Source organism: Nitrospira sp. Nam80 (assembly GCF_965152575.1).
Window position 1 is genome coordinate 4,401,974 of record NZ_OZ224216.1, and the last position, 17,537, is coordinate 4,419,510.

16 protein-coding genes and 1 tRNA gene are annotated in these 17,537 nt (G+C 57.8%); 7 read left to right on the forward strand and 10 right to left on the reverse strand.

The genetic code is table 11. From position 1 onward, the window contains the following. Positions 1-64: 64 nt before the first annotated feature. The 8 genes from ACWGXE_RS20615 to ACWGXE_RS20650 form a co-directional block, all read right to left on the reverse strand. Positions 65-787 (reverse strand): PCP reductase family protein, encoded by a 723-nt coding sequence (locus ACWGXE_RS20615; protein WP_447600016.1) that lies wholly within the window; start codon positions 785-787, stop codon positions 65-67. Positions 788-837: 50 nt separating this feature from the next. After that, positions 838-1,764, reverse strand: coding sequence for an Mrp/NBP35 family ATP-binding protein (locus tag ACWGXE_RS20620; protein ID WP_447600017.1), 927 nt, complete (start codon positions 1,762-1,764; stop codon positions 838-840). Positions 1,765-1,882: 118 nt separating this feature from the next. After that, positions 1,883-3,736, reverse strand: a complete 1,854-nt coding sequence (locus ACWGXE_RS20625; protein WP_447600018.1) for a GTP-binding protein — start codon at positions 3,734-3,736, stop codon at positions 1,883-1,885. Positions 3,737-3,795: 59 nt separating this feature from the next. Continuing rightward, positions 3,796-4,593: a sulfate adenylyltransferase subunit CysD gene (cysD, locus tag ACWGXE_RS20630; RefSeq protein ID WP_447600019.1), complete on the reverse strand. Its 798-nt coding sequence runs from the start codon at positions 4,591-4,593 to the stop codon at positions 3,796-3,798. Beyond that, positions 4,590-5,687 (reverse strand): anthranilate phosphoribosyltransferase, encoded by a 1,098-nt coding sequence (locus ACWGXE_RS20635; RefSeq protein ID WP_447600020.1) that lies wholly within the window; start codon positions 5,685-5,687, stop codon positions 4,590-4,592. Before ACWGXE_RS20635 ends, cysD begins: the two co-directional genes overlap by 4 nt. A 12-nt stretch (positions 5,688-5,699) precedes the next feature. Beyond that, the gene (locus ACWGXE_RS20640) at positions 5,700-6,419 is read right to left on the reverse strand and encodes a phosphoadenylyl-sulfate reductase (protein WP_447600021.1); all 720 of its coding nucleotides are present in this window, start codon (positions 6,417-6,419) and stop codon (positions 5,700-5,702) included. Positions 6,420-6,449: 30 nt separating this feature from the next. Further along, entirely contained in the window at positions 6,450-8,915 is a 2,466-nt protein-coding gene (locus ACWGXE_RS20645) for a sulfurtransferase TusA family protein (protein WP_447600022.1), read from the reverse strand. Positions 8,916-8,963: 48 nt separating this feature from the next. Further along, the gene (locus tag ACWGXE_RS20650) at positions 8,964-9,413 is read right to left on the reverse strand and encodes an RrF2 family transcriptional regulator (RefSeq protein WP_447600023.1); all 450 of its coding nucleotides are present in this window, start codon (positions 9,411-9,413) and stop codon (positions 8,964-8,966) included. Positions 9,414-9,816: 403 nt separating this feature from the next. On the opposite strand from ACWGXE_RS20650, the gene ACWGXE_RS20655 reads away from it, so the two are divergent. The 7 genes from ACWGXE_RS20655 (at position 9,817) to rplT (ending at position 14,169) form a co-directional block, all read left to right on the forward strand. Then, complete coding sequence (locus ACWGXE_RS20655) at positions 9,817-10,398, forward strand: helix-turn-helix domain-containing protein (protein WP_447600024.1); 582 nt, start codon at positions 9,817-9,819, stop codon at positions 10,396-10,398. Between the two features lie 102 nt (positions 10,399-10,500). After that, entirely contained in the window at positions 10,501-10,773 is a 273-nt protein-coding gene (locus tag ACWGXE_RS20660; RefSeq protein ID WP_447600025.1) for an HU family DNA-binding protein, read from the forward strand. A gap of 129 nt (positions 10,774-10,902) precedes the next feature. Beyond that, positions 10,903-10,977, forward strand: a tRNA-Val gene (locus ACWGXE_RS20665). Positions 10,978-11,074: 97 nt separating this feature from the next. Beyond that, positions 11,075-13,003 (forward strand): threonine--tRNA ligase, encoded by a 1,929-nt coding sequence (thrS, locus tag ACWGXE_RS20670; protein ID WP_447600026.1) that lies wholly within the window; start codon positions 11,075-11,077, stop codon positions 13,001-13,003. Positions 13,004-13,049: 46 nt separating this feature from the next. After that, positions 13,050-13,538 (forward strand): translation initiation factor IF-3, encoded by a 489-nt coding sequence (gene infC / locus ACWGXE_RS20675; protein WP_447600027.1) that lies wholly within the window; start codon positions 13,050-13,052, stop codon positions 13,536-13,538. A gap of 25 nt (positions 13,539-13,563) precedes the next feature. Then, on the forward strand, positions 13,564-13,758 hold the full coding sequence (gene rpmI, locus ACWGXE_RS20680) for a 50S ribosomal protein L35 (protein ID WP_447600028.1): 195 nt from the start codon (positions 13,564-13,566) through the stop codon (positions 13,756-13,758). Positions 13,759-13,800: 42 nt separating this feature from the next. After that, a complete protein-coding gene (gene rplT / locus ACWGXE_RS20685) occupies positions 13,801-14,169 on the forward strand; it encodes a 50S ribosomal protein L20 (RefSeq protein WP_447600029.1) in 369 nt (122 codons plus the stop codon). Positions 14,170-14,238: 69 nt separating this feature from the next. Here the strand turns inward: rplT and pheT are convergent, their stop codons facing one another. Together pheT and pheS are read right to left on the reverse strand one after the other, a co-directional pair. Beyond that, positions 14,239-15,960, reverse strand: a complete 1,722-nt coding sequence (pheT, locus tag ACWGXE_RS20690) for a phenylalanine--tRNA ligase subunit beta (protein WP_447600030.1) — start codon at positions 15,958-15,960, stop codon at positions 14,239-14,241. Positions 15,961-15,970: 10 nt separating this feature from the next. Further along, positions 15,971-17,530, reverse strand: a complete 1,560-nt coding sequence (gene pheS, locus ACWGXE_RS20695; RefSeq protein ID WP_447600031.1) for a phenylalanine--tRNA ligase subunit alpha — start codon at positions 17,528-17,530, stop codon at positions 15,971-15,973. Positions 17,531-17,537 lie beyond the last annotated feature (7 nt).

Genomic DNA, 17,537 nt, shown 5'->3' on the forward strand with positions numbered 1-17,537 from the left:
AACCGAAAGGCCCATCCGGTGCCCCGGATGAGCCTTCTACCCGGCTCGCCCATCGTCTCGCACATTACATGAACTTCATAAACTTTTCCTTGGCTTCATCCATGACCTCCGCCGTGATCGTCGCCAACCCGCGCTCCTTTGCGATCCGCTCGATCTCCCGGCGGGCCATCGGCCGGATGAAGTCCGGAATATTGTCCAACCTGCGCTCCGCATCCTGCGTCCACGCCAACCCATTGGGCGAATCGTTCTTGGAATCGTCCATGACTTGCAGCGTGATGCTCTTGTATCCGTGCTTCCGCGCATAGGCTTCCACACTGCCCTGCACCATCGGCTTAACGAAGGAGGGCAACCGGTCCAGCTTTTCCTTGGCATCCGGCGTCCACGATAAATCGGACGCCCCTCCGCCGTTCTGGGGCTTGCCGGATGAAGTCAGTCCCATTTCGGCAACCATCGCGGAGAACGGGCATCCGCTGGAGGATTTTTCTCCTTCTTTGGCCCCCGCCACCGCAGGCTTGGCCGAGGCGGCCGGCTGTCCGCCCTGAATTTTCTCGTTCAGATAGGCGGCCATGGCCCCGCTGCCGGCCATTGCTTCATCCTTCAACGTTCCGCGCGTCATTTCAAACGGTTCTGCCGCCGCCGGCCTCCCACCCAGCTTTACGCCGAGCGAGGCCACCATTTGCGTCTCTCCCGGATTGGTCACCATGGAGAATTTTGCGCCGCAGGAGGGGCACCCGAAAAAGACGCCGAGCGATCCTTCGCCTGGCTTCTCAACTTTCTCAAAATTCATGTAGGTTTCACAATTTAAGCAAACAAATTTCATACTTCCCCCTTCAGGGCTTACAATTTCTCGGCCAGCACCTTTTTATAATCCAACAGAGACTGCACTCGTTCCACGATGGATTGATACCGTTGGATGGTGGGATAGTCGGCATCGAGCAATGGTTCACCCTTATCAAACGTCCGCGCCAACCGCCGATCGAACGGAATGCGGCCGAGGAGCGGTAAGTCCAACGCTTCACACATCGCTTCCGTATTGCCTTCGAAGAGCTCATGTTCTGCGCCACACGAGGGGCATCGATACTGGCTCATATTCTCGACGATGCCGAGCACGCGAATCCCCATGTCGCGAGCATAGGTCACCGACTTTTGCACCACATCCGACGCGACTTCTGACGGCGTCGTCACCACAATGGCGCCCGCCAAATCGGGAATAAAGCCGGCGATCACCGGTGGTTTGTCGGCGGCTGCGCCCGGCGGCAGATCGGCCAGCAAATAGTCCAATTCTCCCCAGATGACGTCCGCCAAAAATTCCCGGATGACATTCATTTCCATGAGACCCAACCAGACGGGGCTCAAGTCCATCGGTCCTTTCCAGCGAACCGGGGAGCTGGCATCGAGGAAAAAATCCATTGAGGCAACTTTGATTCCAAGCGGGCCGGTCGGAGGCACCGCCCCGTCCGGCGTGATGGTCAGGCTGCGACCGTGCAATCCCAACATGCGCGGGACACAAGGACCGTTCAAATCCACATCCAAGAGTCCGACTCGCGCTCCGCGCCGTGCGAAGGCCAAGCCGAGATTGACGGTGGTCATGCTCTTGCCGACCCCGCCCTTGCCGCTCATTACAACCAGCTTATTTTTGATCCCGGCCATGCGCGCCTGGACCTGCCGCATCTGGTCGGTGATCTGCTGGACGACCTTGGCGTCATCCGAATATTGCAGTTTGCTCAGGATCGATTTCAGATCTTTCTCGGCGGCCATTGCCATGGGAGTCCCCAGAATTGTGCGAAAAATTACGGTAGCACAGCGGTTTCTATTGAGTCAAACGCAAGCCGACAGGCAAGTCCCCAAAGCCGCCGGCTGTCTGCATGGGCGGATGGTCCGACTAAATCGAATATTGAACGGTCGGGCGCGTCCCGCCGGATTCGACAAACACGCCCCGCCGCTTTAATTCCTCGATGATTCTCCTGGCCGCCGCATCGAAATCCTGCGGGCCGGCGTAGTGCAGATCGGTGTCCTGGGGAGGTTCTTCTCCGATCTTGCTCATATGGACGGAGATGACGGGAGCCGGCTGGACCAGCGTGCGGATCATCTGCGCCATCTGCTGATGAGCGATGCCAAATGTCTTGCTCGTGGACACTACGATCAAACCCGTATCGATCAGCAGTCTGGCGACTTCTCCATACCGGCGCACTCGCTCGGCTGCGTCGGATGGATTCGACGCGGAGAGATCGGCATCCAGGCCGTGTAGCAGGTTTTCTCCGTCGAGCAGGTAGGCATGGCGGCTGTCCGCCACCAATAATGATTCGACTTTCCTCGCAAGAAATGTCTTCCCGGTCTGCGCTGCCCCGGTGAACAAGACAATCGCCGCCTGGTGCCCATAGTGCCGAGCCCGGTCTTCCGGCGTGACCTCGCCTCGGAGCCAGGCAAAATCCCGTTGGCGCGCCTCTTCGCGCAGAAACTCCTGTTCGTCGTGCACGAATTCGGTGACAATCCCGCCGCCTGAGATATCGTACTCGTCCACCAGCACAAATCGGCCGGTCGATTCGAACGATGCCGACAGGTCGAAGGCCACCGGAGCTTTGGTGCGCAGCGTCACCTCGGCGACTTGATTCTTCGCGATCGACTGTCCGCCCTGCCGCTGACTCAAGTCCGCCGTGTCGATGATCCGATGAATCGTCGCCACTTCGCACTCGATCTCGCGGGTGGTGAGCCGCAGGCCGTACTTGTGCCCGCGATCCAGCGGACGCTTCCCGAGCCAGAATACATTGGCGCGGAACGCCGTGGAGACCAGGGGCAAATTGTCCTGATGGGACGCAATCTCGCCCCGCTCGACGAATAGTTGCTCGTCCAGCGTAATGCCGACTGACTGTCCCGCGTGCGCCTCCGCAGGAGGCGGCTCAATGTTAAATGCTTCGATCGATTTAATGTACGCCGATTTATTCGACGGACAAAATACCAGGCGGTCGCCCACTCGCAGCCGTCCGGCGGCGATCCGCCCGGCCAGGATCCGGCGGGCATCAAACTTATACACGTCTTGCACCGGGAAACGGAGAGCCTGCTCTGATCGAGCCGCCTCTTTCTGGAATGTGCTCAAGATATCCAGGACAGTGGGGCCGTCGTACCAGGGCATGGCATTGCTATGCGAGGCAATATTTTCTCCCAGCTTGGCGCTGACCGGGATGACATGCTGCGGCGAGACCTTGAACTGACTCAGATATTCCCGATATTCCTTTTCGATGCCGGCAAACACATCTTCTCGATATCCCACGAGATCCATTTTATTGACCACGACGGCAAACTGGCGGACCCCGAGCAGTGACAGCAAATACCCGTGTTTCTTGGATTGCTCCTTCACGCCTTCCAAGGCATCAATCAGCAGCAAGGCCGCTTCCGCCCTGGCTGCGCCGGAGATCATGTTCTTGAGAAACTCCTTGTGGCCCGGGGCATCAATGATGATGTACTGACGGTCCTTCCAGTTAAAAAAGGTTCTCGCCGTATCGATAGTAATGCCTTGTTCCTGCTCTTCCAGAAACGCGTCGAAAAGGAAAGCGTACTCGAATTCTTTGCCCTGCTGGCGGCAGATGGCCTGGACTTTCTCAAGCTTGCCTTCGGGCAAGGAACCGGTATCGGCATAGAGGCGCCCGAGCAGGGTCGATTTTCCGTGATCGACATGGCCCACGATGACGATGTTCAATGTTTCACTTGGAGTGGCACCCGCGTGCGTATTGGTGGTCATGGTTTTCCTGGGAGGATGATCCAAAAGAACGCCGCCCTCATCGTTTTCATCATCCGACTCTACATGTAGCCGTCTTTGCGCAACAACTCCATCCCGCGTCCCTCATCCTGCGCACGGCCCGCCCGCTCCGCCACGGTCGTATGCCTCAATTCTTCGATGATTTCGTCCACCGTGCTGGCAGTCGATTTGATCGGCGCCGTGCAGGGCGCGCATCCCAAGCTGCGATACCTGGTGCCGTCTCCTTTATTGAGATACAGATCCATAAAGGGGATATTCTCAAGCTTGATGTATTCCCAAATATTGATCTCGGTCCAATCGAGCAGCGGATGAATGCGGATATGGGTGCCGGGCGGAAACGTCGTCTTGAATTGATCCCAGAGTTCGGGCGGTTGGTCGCGAAAGTCCCAATCGCCGTGTTTGTCCCGCGGAGAAAAATAGCGCTCCTTGGCCCTGGTTCCTTCCTCATCGGCGCGGACACCCAGAATGATGCCGGTATAGCCCTTCGCTTCGATCAGTTGCTTGAGTCCGTTCGTCTTCAGCGCCGTGCAACAGGTGACGCGCCCCATCGTGTGATTCATGCCGGCGGCCAAAGCCTCCTTGTTCTGCCCGACAACCAAATTCAGGCGCCATTCCCGCGCGAGCCGGTCGCGATATTCGATCATGGCCGGAATCTTATAGCTGGTATCCACATGAAGAAGGGGGAATGGAACATGTCCGAAAAAAGCTTTCCTGGCAAGCCAGAGCAGCACGGTCGAATCCTTGCCCATGGACCACAGCATGGCCAGATTGTCGAAGTGTTTATAGGCCTCGCGCATGATGTAGACGCTCTGATCTTCAAGCTGTCGCAAATGTTTCATGCTCTCGCTCCCGATGCGGCCGGCGAATCATCCGGAAGAGGCCGGTCTATTTCCCGCGCGCCGGCCAAGCTCGCTAACTTCCTGGCCGCTGCTCCCGATTCTACCGCCTGCCTCGCCAGCGTCACGCAGGCGCCAATCGAGGACCCCTTACCCGCCGCATACAGCAAGGTCGCTGCATTCAGCAGCAGCCAGTCCTTCGGTCCACCCTGGACTTCGTTTTTGAGCAGCCGCGAGATCAATGTAACCTCCTGAGCCCGCTGTTCCTTCGGAAATCCCGCCATCTCGCGATGGGAGCCAAGCGCCAACCCTGCATCTTTCGGGTGGAACGTCGCGGGTGTGATGCGCTCGTCCCGCAATTCCAGCATCTTGGTGACGGACGCGATGGAGAGTTCCGGATCGCCTTCGACGCCTCGAATGACCAACCCGCGACGGCATCCCAACATGCGAAGCGCTTCGATGGTCTTCTCAAAATACGGCGGATGAGAGAGGCCGATCACCTGGGATCCGGCCCGAGCTGGATTCAACATACGGGCCACCGGATGAAACAAATTCCTCACGCCCAACTGCTGTCTCAGCTCAAGCAAGCGGTTCACCGGCGGGTGATAGAGCGCGAGATCCAGATACGCGAAACTCTGATTACAAAGCTCGTTTCCGATTTCCGCGGAGGTCAGTTCAGTTGGAAGTCCCAGCGCCTGAAGGACCGGGCCGACGCCTGGCCGGTCTTCAGGTCCTCTTGAACCGTGCATCAGGATCATGGCCCCGGCCGCCGCCGCCACAATGGCCGCCGGCACGATGACATGAAACGTTTCCTGCTTCCCCGCATAGGTCGGCACATCGAGGACCGGAAGTCCCGCGACATTCGGGATGGGGGGAATATATTGCCGAGCTTGGGCGGTGAACGCCGCCAGTTCCGTGACCGATTCCGTCTTGAGACGCATCGCCACGAGAAAGCCGCCGATTTGCTCCGGCGTGGCCGCGCCTTCAATCAAGAGCCGCATGGCCTGCTTGGCTTCTTCCCAAGTCAGATCCTTCGATGTCTTCTGCCCCTTGGCGATTTTGGCAATGAACTGTTGCATGGAGAATGAGGCGGCCATCGTGAGGATGTCTTATTTATGCAGCCCGCACTCGGTCTTGCCGCTGTTCTTCCAACGTCCCGAACGGGGATCCTCGCCGGGAAGAACGGGCGCGGTGCAATGGGTGCAGCCGATGCTGGGGTAATTTTGGTCGTGAAGGGTATTGTACGGAATTTCATGGATGCGAATATAGCTCCAGACCTCCTCGCTGCTCCACCGAGCCAATGGATTCACTTTAATGAGCTGAAACTTGGGATCCCACTCGATGAGGCCGGCATTGGCCCGGGTTGGGGCCTGATCGCGCCTGATGCCGGTGATCCACGCGGTATAGTTGCCGAGGACTCTGGTCAGAGGTTCGATCTTCCGCAGGCCGCAGCAGCGATCCGGATCGCGCGACCACAGGGCCGGTCCATGTTCAATCGCCTGTTGTTCCGGCGTAAGCCGCGATTTGACCTGAATGACCTGTTCCGGCTTCAAACCATACCGGGCGACCAGCCGGTCTTTGACCTCAATGGTTTCAGGAAACAAGAAATCCGTATCGAGGTAGAACAACGGCGCCGCCGGGTCGATCCGGTGGATCATGTCGAGCAGGGCCACGTCTTCCGCGCCAAAGCTGCAAGCGAGCACGATGCGCGGGGCATACCGCTGCAACGCAAACTCCACCACCTGCCACGGCTGCTTCGCCTCAAACGCATCACTGAGCGTCTTCAGTTCCTCGTCAGTGGGACGAAACTGAGAATGCTGCATCGGCATTGATTTGCTCATCATGTTGCCCGGAACAGATTACGCTTCGACCTTTTCAACCAGGATCGTGAAGTGTTTCGCCTCGGCATCCAGCGGCTCTTCGCGCATGATCTTATGTCCGTCGTTCCGCAAGCTCATGGGTACATTACGAATAGGCTCGCCGGCATCGAGCCAGACTTCGAGCTTGTCTCCGGCATCCATCATCTCCAATTTGAGCTTGGTCTTGACATAGTTCATCGGGCAGGCGACCCCGCGAAGGTCATAGACCGGCGCTTCGCCCGACTGCTCGGCCTTGGGTTGTTCCACGGCGGAAGGTTCCCGTGGTTCCTGAGCCGGCTGGGCGAGCTTCAGATCCTTCCCCATCTGTTCGGTGGCCGTACGGCAAACGTTGAGAAACTCCTTCGCAAATGCCATCTTGGCGGCGGCCGCAGTCCCGGTGGTCTCTTTGGGGCCCAAGTCGCCGATCTGCTCCCCCAGGTTTCGATAGACGGCCGGGACTGCTCCCTTGGCCGCCAATCGTTGTTCAAACTGCTGAAGCGTTTCGGCATCGGTCGCGGGGTCGATTCCTTCTGTGACGAGCAAAGCTTTCGCCGCGGACAGGATGGCACGATATGATTTGTTCACCGAGACGGCGTACTGATGTTTGTCGATGAGCAACCGCGCCTGGTACAATTCCTGCTCGGCCTCCAGCATGCGATTATCAATCATTTCCAACGCGCCGCCGGCGCATTCTCCCGGCCCTAAATCCTCGAGTACGAATTCGTTCTCCCCTTCCCAGTCATAGTAGTAAGTCGGATCGTCGTTATAATCGGGCACGATCGTGTAGGGAATGAGTTCGTCCTTCAATTTGGCCTTCCCCGCCCGAGTGAGAAAGGACAGCAAGGGCTCGCCCCCCTGCCGATCACGGCGATAGACGTCCACCAAGTGTCTGATGGCCGCTGGAACGCTCTTGGCCGGCAGTTTGACCGTCATTTGCCCGATCTTGGCCGTGCCGTTCACCTGACCGCCGAGATGCAGCTCGTAATGAGGAGCGACATGCTCGCCCAAGCGCTTGCCCACTCCATGTAAGCCGATCGTCGCGATATGGTGTTGGGCACAGGAATTGTGGCATCCGCTGATTTTGATGCTGACGCCGTTGAGGTCGTCCGGAACTTGGCCGGCGGGAAAGACTTCCGCCAGCGCCCGCGCCATGCCCTTTGAGGAGGTAATCCCGAGGCCGCAGGTGTCGGTGCCGGGGCAGGCAATGATGTCCTCGACCAATTCGGCGCCCGGATCGCCGAGACCGATGGCGGCAAGCTCCTCATAAAACGCCGTCAATTTGGTTTCCGGAATCCAACGGATGATCATGTTCTGATTGATCGTCGTCCGGATATTGCCGTTGGAGTAGCGTTCGGCCAGATCAGCCACGGCCCACATATGGTCGGCAGTGAGGTCTCCCATGGGCAATTTGATGACCGCGGCCGCATAGCCCGGCTGTTTTTGCGTGATCACATTTGTGCGCTTCCATGCCTCAAAGCCGGACCCATTCCTTGCATGGAGCGCGCCGTTTCCTTGCTCTCCATTGCCGCCGTTGAGTCTGGTCGGCATCAGCAGCGGCGGTTCATCCCGATGCTCAAGAAGCCGAAGCGGCTCGTGCGAGGGCGTGTCATACCCCATTGCCTTATAGGTGTCCTGCCACCGGCGCTTAAATTCTTCGAATCCCAGCTTCTCGATGACGAATTTCATCCGCGCCTTATGGCGATTCTTGCGGTTGCCCAACGTATCGAACACCTTGATCACGGCTTCAATAGAAGGGATCAGCTCCTCCATCGGGGTAAATTCCCGCAACACCTGTGCAATGCGCGGAGCCGATCCAAGTCCTCCCCCGACGACCATTCGAAATCCGATCACACCGTCTTCCCGTTTGACTGCCAGCAGACCGATATCGTGAATCGGCGTAAGCGCGCAATCTTGGCGGCAGCCCGAAAAGGCAATCTTAAATTTTCTCGGCATGCTCTGATTCAGAGGGTTGCGGAGCAGATGCAAGGCGACGGTTTTCGCATAGGACGTCACATCGAACACTTCACCTTGACAGATCCCCGCCAAATGGCAGGCGGTCACGTTGCGCACCGTGTTGGCACAGGCTTCGCGCGTGGTCAGCCCCACCTCCGCCAAGCCCCGCATCATCCCGCCCACGTTGCGAAGCTCAACGAAATGCAGCTGAATGTCCTGGCGCGTGGTGACGTGTCCCACGCCGGTCGCGGACTGCTCGGCCAATTCCGCGACGCGCCGCAATTGGTTGTCGGTCAATCCGCCGAACGGAATCTTGATGCGAAACATTTGAACGCCGCCCTGGCGTTGTCCATAGATGCCGTGCTGCAGCCGAAACGGCTTAAAGATGTCGCCGGACAATTCGCCCGACAACATCCGCTGGGCTTCGACTTCAAAGGCTTCGATTTCTTCCAGGATCGCCGGTGGTATCGGGGTTATTTCGATGGATGGGCGGAGACCCGCAACAGGAGTCATGATCGACCTCGCGAATTATTAATCTGGAAAGCCGTCGAGCCTTCCCGGCTAAATGTGGTACATGATCGAGCGTTGTTGCTCGAGCTGGCGTTGTCGCGTCGCAAGCTGTTCAATCGTCACCTCAGACAGGATGCTCAATTCCGCCTGCTTGATGCGCTCCCATACAGGGGCCAATAATGCATCCAACCTGGGGCTCGGTCCGTCGATTCGTTTGCCTCCCGCGCCGTTCGAGACCACTACGGGTCCTTCCAATGCCTCCAGGATATCGGCCAGGGAAAGACGCTCGGGCTTCCGGTTGAGCACATAGCCTCCCTGTGCCCCGCGATGGCTGCTCACGAGCCCCGCTTTCTTCATGGCGTGGAGCACCTGTTCGAGAAAACGAGCCGGTATCTTCTGACGCCGCGCAATCATTTTGGCTTGGACCGGCACCTCACCGTCGTGTAACGCAAGATCCACAGCGGCAATGATTCCATAGGTCGCGCGCAGCGAAATCCTCATTCCTGATTATTCCGATAGGAATTAGAAATCTTTTATACACGGGCCGTTGCCAGCCTGTCAAGGCGGGGATTGAGCCGGCCTTCCCGATAGCCAGGCTGTCTTTTATCATCGCGCCACTTTTTCGCCGTCGTGATTAAGATCGTGGCGCCACGAAACATCCGAGCAGCGTGTGAACAATGAGGGGCCCGCGTTGAAATTCTTTACAACAACATTATTGAACTGAGAACATTTTGCAACGCACGACGATGCGCCGCGAACTTGGATCGAGTTTCCTGCGTTCTGCCGACAATCCTATAATGCTGGCATTGATTTCGTGGTGCCACGTCAGCCCGGCCGGATTTCTCGATTGACAACCTCTGATGGCTGGGCAATAATCCCGCCCTCTTCTTCGTTTGGTACCCTCATGTCATTGCGCACTTCACCCGTCATTGTGCTGTTGCTTACCGGAGACCCAGAAATTCAGACTCAGTACAAGGATGTCTTCCGGGACGCGACAGTCATTAGCGCGAAAGATCTGGCTTCCGTGCAGAAAGACGTGATGAAGCGTAGCCTGCACGCCGTGATAGTTGAAACCGGACCTCACATGCGCAACGGCGATCTCTCCAAACTGTTGCACGGGATCGATCCGTCGCAGACCTTGATTGTGGCCGGATCCCGGCCGGTGCTGAAACGAACCTCCGCGCTGTTGCAGGCAACCAAGCCTCAAAAAACTGCATCGGCGAACGGCGCCGAGCAAGCGCTTGGCCTGGAAACGTATCTGGAACACAAGGTCGAAGACTTCGTGAAAGGCATGCGGAACGGGTCGGCGCGAAATCTTCACCCCATACTGATGTCGGCGGTCGAACGTCCCTTAATCGCGTTGGCGCTGCAGGAGACCCGAGGCAATCAAATCCAGGCGGCCGAACTATTGGGATTAAATCGCAACACGCTGAGAAGAAAGATCCAGGAACTTCGCATTCCGATCAAGCGGTCTAAAACCCATTGACCGCACCGGTTGGTCGCTCGGAGCGATGCGGTGATCGCCCGCAGGAGCCGGTGCGAAACACCAGGCGATTCCACGCGCGCTTCTCAACCAAAGGAGGATGCAATGACCAAAGAGGAGTTGATCGCCAAGATGGCTCATACCGCGGGCATCACCAAAGTCGCTGCAACCACGGCCTTGGAGGCATTTACCGGCGCCGTCACGTCATCATTGAAGAAGGGCAATCGGGTGACCCTGGTGAATTTTGGAACGTTTACCGTAGCAAAGCGACGGGCTCGAATGGGGCGAAACCCACGCACCGGAGAAGCGCTGAAGATCCCGGCTGCCCGGATCCCGAAATTTTCTGCGGGAAAAGAATTGAAGGCAGCGGTGAAATAGGTCGTCCGAGCTAGTCATCGGTTTTGGGCCCTCGAGCGGGCGCCGTCGTCAGCGGTTTCGGTCCGCGATCGGTTGCTCATTGGTTTTCTTGACACCCTTGTCAGGGCTGTATTAGCATTCGCGGACGATAGGCGCGTAGCTCAGGGGGAGAGCGCTACCTTGACACGGTAGAGGTCGACGGTTCAAGACCGTCCGCGCCTACCATTTGAATCTTAAACAATACCCCTGTGATATTCGTCCAATTATCCGCCGACGGATTCAATTGGAAGGGTTAGGTTTTTCTGCGTTAGGACATACTTGAGTGGCCGCTCAGCATATCCACATTACCCTTCCCGATGGAACCCATAAACAGGTCCCAGCCGGCGGTTCAGTAGGCGACGCCTTGGCCCAGGCCGGGGTGCCGATCGGCCCCGATGTTGTCGCGGCTAAAGTAAACGGCGTACCCAGTGACCTATCGCGCCCCCTACATGAAGATGCCGCCATCGAACCGTTGACTTTCGCCTCGCCCGAGGGGCGGGATGTCTACCGCCACAGCAGCACCCATATTATGGCGCAGGCGGTCAAAGAGGTTTTCCCTACAGCGCAGCTCACTATCGGACCGGCTCTGGAAGAAGGGTTCTATTACGACTTCGCGTTCGACCGTCCCTTTACCCCGGACGATCTGGCCAGCATAGAGGCACGCGCGAAAGATATCATCAAACGCGATCTCGGCATCACGCGCACAGAACTGCCGAAAGAGGACGCGATCCGTTTCTTTGAGTCCCGCGGGGAGCACTACAAAGTCGAAATGATCCAGGGCTTCGACGACAACCAACCGATTTCCTTGTACAAGCAGGGCGACTTCATCGATCTCTGCCGCGGTCCACATCTGCCGGCCACCGGGCACGTGGGAGCTTTCAAGTTATTAAGTACCGGCGGCGCCTATTGGCGCGGCGATGAACGCAACCCGATGCTGCAACGCATCTATGGAACCTCGTTTCCCACGCAACGGGAACTGGACGCGCATCTCGCCAAGCTCGAGGAAATCAAACGGCGGGATCACCGCAAGCTGGGCAAGGAATTGGATCTGATCACCATTCAGGACGATATCGGTCCCGGCCTGGTGCTGTGGCATCCGAAAGGCGCGCTCGTCCGATTGCTGATCGAGAATTTCTGGCGTGAGCAGCATCTCAAGGATGGGTATGAATTAGTCTATAGCCCCCATGTGGCCCGGTTGGATCTTTGGAAGACGAGCGGCCATGTGGATTATTACCGCGACAATATGTTCGCGACCATGAAACTGGAAGGTAGCGAGTATCAACTGAAGCCGATGAACTGCCCCTTCCACATCATGATCTACAAATCGCACCTTCGAAGCTACCGCGACCTTCCGATCCGATACGGAGAACTGGGTACGGTGTATCGCTATGAACGGACCGGGGTGCTCCACGGCCTGTTGCGGGTGCGGGGATTTACACAGGACGATGCGCACCTGTTTTGCCGTCCCGATCAGATCGAAGCGGAGGTCAGCCGGGTCTTGGACTTCACATTCTTCATCTTGCGGACGTTCGGCTTCACCGAATTCGAGGTCTTCCTCTCGACACGGCCCGAGAAGTCCGTGGGCTCGGATGAAAACTGGTCGATCGCAACCGACGCCTTGGACGCCGCGCTCAAGAGCCGGGGAGTGGCCTACCAGGTCGATCCCGGCGAAGGGGTGTTCTATGGACCCAAGATCGATATCAAAATCAAAGATATCCTCGGTCGATCATGGCAATGTTCCACCGTGCAGGTGGACTTCAACAATCCGGAGCGATTCGATCTGGCCTATACGGGCGAGGACGGCAAACATCATCGCCCTATCATGATCCATCGGGCCTTGATGGGGTCCATCGAGCGATTCTTCGGAATTCTCTTGGAGCACTACGCCGGGGCCTTTCCCTTGTGGCTCGCACCCGTTCAGGCGGTCGTGCTGACGATCACAGACAAACAGCAGGACGTCGCGGCCGGCGTCGTGAGCGCCCTCAAGAGCCAAGGCTTCCGAGTAGAACCCGACTTTCGAAACGAGAAAATCGGGTTTAAGATCCGAGAGGCGGAGAAATCGAAGATTCCCTATATGATCGTCATCGGCGATAAGGAAGTTCAAAGCGGGACGGTTTCCGTTCGCGGTCGCAGCGGCGCCAACCATGGAAGCATGCCGATTTCAGGGTTCATCGATTTCATGCGAACCGAACTCACCTCCGTCAACCGCTAACTTCAACTTTATTACCAAGAGGTGGCCTATCGTCCCCAAATTACGAGTGAATCGCGAAATCCGAATCCGTGAGGTCCGTGTCATCGGCCCCGAGGGCGAACAATTGGGCATCATCCCGACGGCCGAAGCGTTTGCCAAGGCTCAAGAGCAGGGATATGACCTGGTCGAGGTGGCGCCCACCTCGCAGCCCCCGGTGTGCCGGATCATGGACTATGGTAAGTATAAGTATGAGCTGAGCAAAAAGGACCACCAAAGCCGCCGCCATCAGAAATCCACGCAAGTCAAGGAAATCAAACTGCGGCCGCGGACGGATAAGCACGACCTGGAGATCAAGATTCGCCAGATCAGAGGATTCTTGACCGATGGAAACAAGACCAAGGTCACGCTGACCTATCGGGGGCGGGAAATGGCCAATCAGGAAATGGGTCGGACGATGATGGCGACCGTAATCGAACAGTTGTCGGATTCGGGAACGGTGGAATTCGCTCCCCGGATGGAAGGCCGAAATCTCATTATGATTTTAGCTCCAAAGTGACGGGATTTTACGGAAGGATAGAAAAATGAAGCTTAAAACTCACAGCGGCACGAGTAAGCGGATTCGGCGGACAGGGACCGGCAAATTGGTCCGACAAAAAGGCGGCAAACGGCATTTATTGACCGGAAAGGGAAGAGATCGAAAGCGCCGGTTAAGCGGAACGGCTGCCGTCCCCTCCACCATGACGCTGGCCGTCAACCGACTGCTGCCGAACGGATAGGTTGGATATTCACGTCATCGGTGTGGAAAGGAGTCACATGTTATGCCTCGTGTAAAAGGTGGACCCAAGTCCCGTGCCCGGAGAAAAAAGCGGTTGAAATTAGCGAAGGGTCAGTATGGCGCCAAAAGCCGGTTGTTCCGTACCGCGACTGAATCGGTCGATAAGGGACAAGCCTACGCTTATGTCGGGCGGAAGCATCGCAAGCGGGATTTCCGGCAATTGTGGATCGCGCGCATCAGCGCCGCCACCCGCCCGCACGGCCTCGCGTACAGCCGGTTCATCAGCGCATTGCGCAAAGCCAATATCCTGCTGGACCGGCGGGTCCTGTCCGATATGGCCATTCGCGACAGCGCCGGATTCGAACGGCTCGTTGGAATGGCGAAGGAACAGTTGGCTGCCGCCGCCAAATAGCCCTCTTGCCGTCCGCATAGATATCCGGGTGTTGCTTGCGTTGCGTGGGAGTCGGGCCGGTGCCGCCGGTCAGAGAATTTTGAGCAGCCGCTGAAGGTCCAATTCCAACGCGACGGCGGGCATCCCGATCTGCCATTGTTCAAGCACCTCGGGATGAATCTCTCCAAGCAGCCCCACCGCCTTTCCGTCGGATACGATTGAGCCTGCCCGGCCGCTCAAAAAGGTCGGATGATCCAGCGCGCGTAACTCATAGGGGCAATTTAAATAATACAGCAGCAAATCAAGGCATGAATGCAGCTCGGAAAAGTGGGCTTGGGCATGGGCGATGAGCGCGCCGAGCGCCGTCACGGTCCGGGACCCCACGTCCGCTCCTTCATCAGGAATGGCGACCTCTCCGACTTCGAACAGACGATGGGGATAGAACGCGCGGCTCGATGCGGCTTCGACATGTAGAAGAGACGGCATCACCCATTGCCGCAAGCAGGCGTAGCTCTGCGACATCACATTATCGACTTCGACCACGCGTCCCCATGCTGTGCCTTCGACTCTCATCCGCCCGCAGAGATCGCCCCGCGACCCCATGATGTTAGCCATGATTTCCTGAAACTCCATCCCGACCATGAGATCCCTGACCCGATCCGCTAACTGCTCCACCCTGGACAAATTCCCGACCGTAAATTGTGCTGGCATGACCGGCGCAAAAGTGCCATAACCCCGGCTGATCGCCACATCCTCGACGACGTCCACGGCATGGAGAAAATCATTCCGATAGAGTGGCAACTGCACCGTGACCGCTTCCTCGTCGGCCTTCACTTCATATCCATAACTGGTCAGTGAACTGGAGATCGCCTGCATGCCGAGCGGTTCTCCCAGGGCTGCTTCAATCACGGTAAGCGGAATGGTTCTGGGCTCGGCAAAGGTCATCGGCGTCACGCAGATCCGTCCCAGTTCGGTATCGGCCGGATAGTGAATGGCAACCGGCGTCACGGCCGCCCCACGATCCGCCAGATTGGCTGCCAGGATATTGAGCGTCAACACCACCATTCGGATGTCGGTGCCGGTCACTTCGACGAACAACTCGCTGTCGCCGACCTGGACTTCTCCCACGTCCCGGCTGTTGATGATGGGTGGGAAAGACAGCACCAGTCCTTTTGCGTCCCGCAGCAAGGGCACACGGTCATGTCCCGCGAGAATGCTCCCGTACTCCAATCCTTTGGGATGGACCATAAGGATTTCCGCCGGCGTCATCATGGTATCCATGCCCAACGGGGTAAAACGAAATTCGTCCGGCGCCACGAGACCGTATGTGACCGGAAAGGTTATCCGCGGCAAGCGATAGAGGCCGATTGAGACGGTCCGCCGCTTGCGGCCGAAAATATCCGCGAGTTTTTCCTGTGTCTGGATGAGCTGCGTCAGTCCCTCGCCGGTGATCCGATGGCCGACGGCGATGCAGGCGGCGACATAGGGCCGCATTGCTTCCAGCCCAGGCATCACATCGAGGCGGGGAATCGTTCCCTCCGGACGCTCGTTGGACCACGCATAGAAGCTCGGCTCGCCTTGGCACTTGATCCGAATCTGCCGGGCGATGCCTTCACAGCACCACAGGTCGGGCCGGTTGCTGTCCTGCAATTCGATGCGTAATTCGCCGGTGTCCGGATTATGTCCCTTGAGTTCACCTTTGACGAGTGCCAGCCAGGCTTCCACCTGCTCAAGAGTGGGCGGTTCCGGAGGGCCGCCTCCGGCGGCTATGAGCGCTTCAAGATCCTGGCGGTGTACGGTAATGGTCGGCATAACGGTGCGGCTAGAATCGCCTTCTCATGGTTCGAATGAAATCCAAATCGGTCGTAAACAGCTCGCGAATGTCATGGATGCCCAGCGCGATCATGGCCATGCGATCCAAACCGAGCCCCCAGGCGATAACCGGCACATCCACCCCAAGCGGCAACGTGACCTCGGGCCTGAAAAGACCGGCGCCTCCCAATTCCATCCACCCCAACTGAGGATGCTTCACGTGGAGTTCGACCGAGGGCTCGGTGAACGGAAAATAGGCCGGAACAAATTTTACCTCTTTCGCCTGGGCGACCTCGCGGGCAAATAAATTCAGTAATCCCAGGAGGGTCCTGAAATTGATGTCCGAGCCGAGCACGATGCCTTCCACCTGAAAAAAATCCGTGGCATGGGTCGCGTCCACTTGATCGTATCGAAAACAGCGGGCAATGGAAAAATACTTGCCCGGTACATCCGGCGCCGCAGCCAGCGTATGAGCCGAAACCGCCGTGCCTTGGCTCCGCAACACCAGCCGTTTGGCGCGCTCGATATCGAATCGATAGCCCCAGCCGGTGGATCCGACCTCATCGCCGTTTTCATGCACCTGTGCCACCCGAGCCAGGTACGGCCCCGCGATCTGACGCGCATGGGTCGGTTGTTTCACGAAGTAGACATCGTGAATGTCCCGCGCGGGATGGAATTGCGGCATGAACAGCGCATCCATGTTCCAGAACTCTGTTTCGACCAACTGCCCTCGCATTTCCTGAAAGCCCATGCTGACGAGCTTATACTTCACGCTGTCCAGAAATTCTCGGTAGGGATGGCGTTTCCCCGCGGCGATCCGCGGCGCCCGCAAACTGATCGTGTATTGGCGGAACCGCCTGGTTCGCCAAGCCCCTTCTTTCAAAAGATCCGGTGTCAGTTGAGACACTTCATCTTCGGTCCTTTGCTGAGCAAGCCGCTGCACGGCCGCTTGGCCTTCCCCCGTCAGCGCAACCATGCGCATGACGCGTTCATCGATACGAAACGGCTCGCGCGTGTTCCCCCGCCGAACCGCATGTTGCTGAATCACCTTGCGGATCGCCTCGGAATACGTTTGAAGATCGCGAGGCGCCGCCTGCAACTCCTGCAAGAGCGTGCGGATGGTCTCGGCGGTCGGACTGGGCCGTCCCGTGGCCTCGAGGCACCCCCCTTGGACGATCAGAATCGCCCCTTCCTTTTTAAGTACGCCTACCGCGCCGCTGATATCGCCCGGCTCGAATCCTTCTTTGCTCTGGATATCTTGAAGCGTCAGCCGATTGCCGGTGTGGCCGGCATCGCGCGCCGCGTCCAACACTCGTTCAATCGGGGCCTTCGATCCGGCATAGGCCTCGCCGACCTTGGTCAGTGAAACCGACTGCGTCACCGTTTCCGATTCAATCTGAATAAGCGCCTTCGCCAGCAGCCATTCGACGGCCATGCTGAGCTGGGACGGTTCAAGGCCGGATGCTTCGGACAACTCATCGACGGAGGCGGCAGACGGACGTGAGCCCAAGGACGTGAGGACTTTGATTTCGAGAGGATGGAGACTGTCGATCAGCGACGATATGCGCACTCTGCCT

Coding starts and splice junctions, on each gene's coding strand:
- ACWGXE_RS20650 (WP_447600023.1), bottom strand. CDS start 9,413: ATGAGGATTTCGCTGCGCGCGACCTATGGAATCATTGCCGCTGTGGAT.
- pheT (WP_447600030.1), bottom strand. CDS start 15,960: ATGCCGACCATTACCGTACACCGCCAGGATCTTGAAGCGCTCATAGCC.
- ACWGXE_RS20615 (WP_447600016.1), bottom strand. CDS start 787: ATGAATTTTGAGAAAGTTGAGAAGCCAGGCGAAGGATCGCTCGGCGTC.
- ACWGXE_RS20640 (WP_447600021.1), bottom strand. CDS start 6,419: ATGCCGATGCAGCATTCTCAGTTTCGTCCCACTGACGAGGAACTGAAG.
- ACWGXE_RS20655 (WP_447600024.1), top strand. CDS start 9,817: ATGTCATTGCGCACTTCACCCGTCATTGTGCTGTTGCTTACCGGAGAC.
- rpmI (WP_447600028.1), top strand. CDS start 13,564: ATGAAGCTTAAAACTCACAGCGGCACGAGTAAGCGGATTCGGCGGACA.
- cysD (WP_447600019.1), bottom strand. CDS start 4,593: ATGAAACATTTGCGACAGCTTGAAGATCAGAGCGTCTACATCATGCGC.
- ACWGXE_RS20635 (WP_447600020.1), bottom strand. CDS start 5,687: ATGGCCGCCTCATTCTCCATGCAACAGTTCATTGCCAAAATCGCCAAG.
- ACWGXE_RS20660 (WP_447600025.1), top strand. CDS start 10,501: ATGACCAAAGAGGAGTTGATCGCCAAGATGGCTCATACCGCGGGCATC.
- ACWGXE_RS20625 (WP_447600018.1), bottom strand. CDS start 3,736: ATGACCACCAATACGCACGCGGGTGCCACTCCAAGTGAAACATTGAAC.
- ACWGXE_RS20620 (WP_447600017.1), bottom strand. CDS start 1,764: ATGGCAATGGCCGCCGAGAAAGATCTGAAATCGATCCTGAGCAAACTG.
- ACWGXE_RS20645 (WP_447600022.1), bottom strand. CDS start 8,915: ATGACTCCTGTTGCGGGTCTCCGCCCATCCATCGAAATAACCCCGATA.
- rplT (WP_447600029.1), top strand. CDS start 13,801: ATGCCTCGTGTAAAAGGTGGACCCAAGTCCCGTGCCCGGAGAAAAAAG.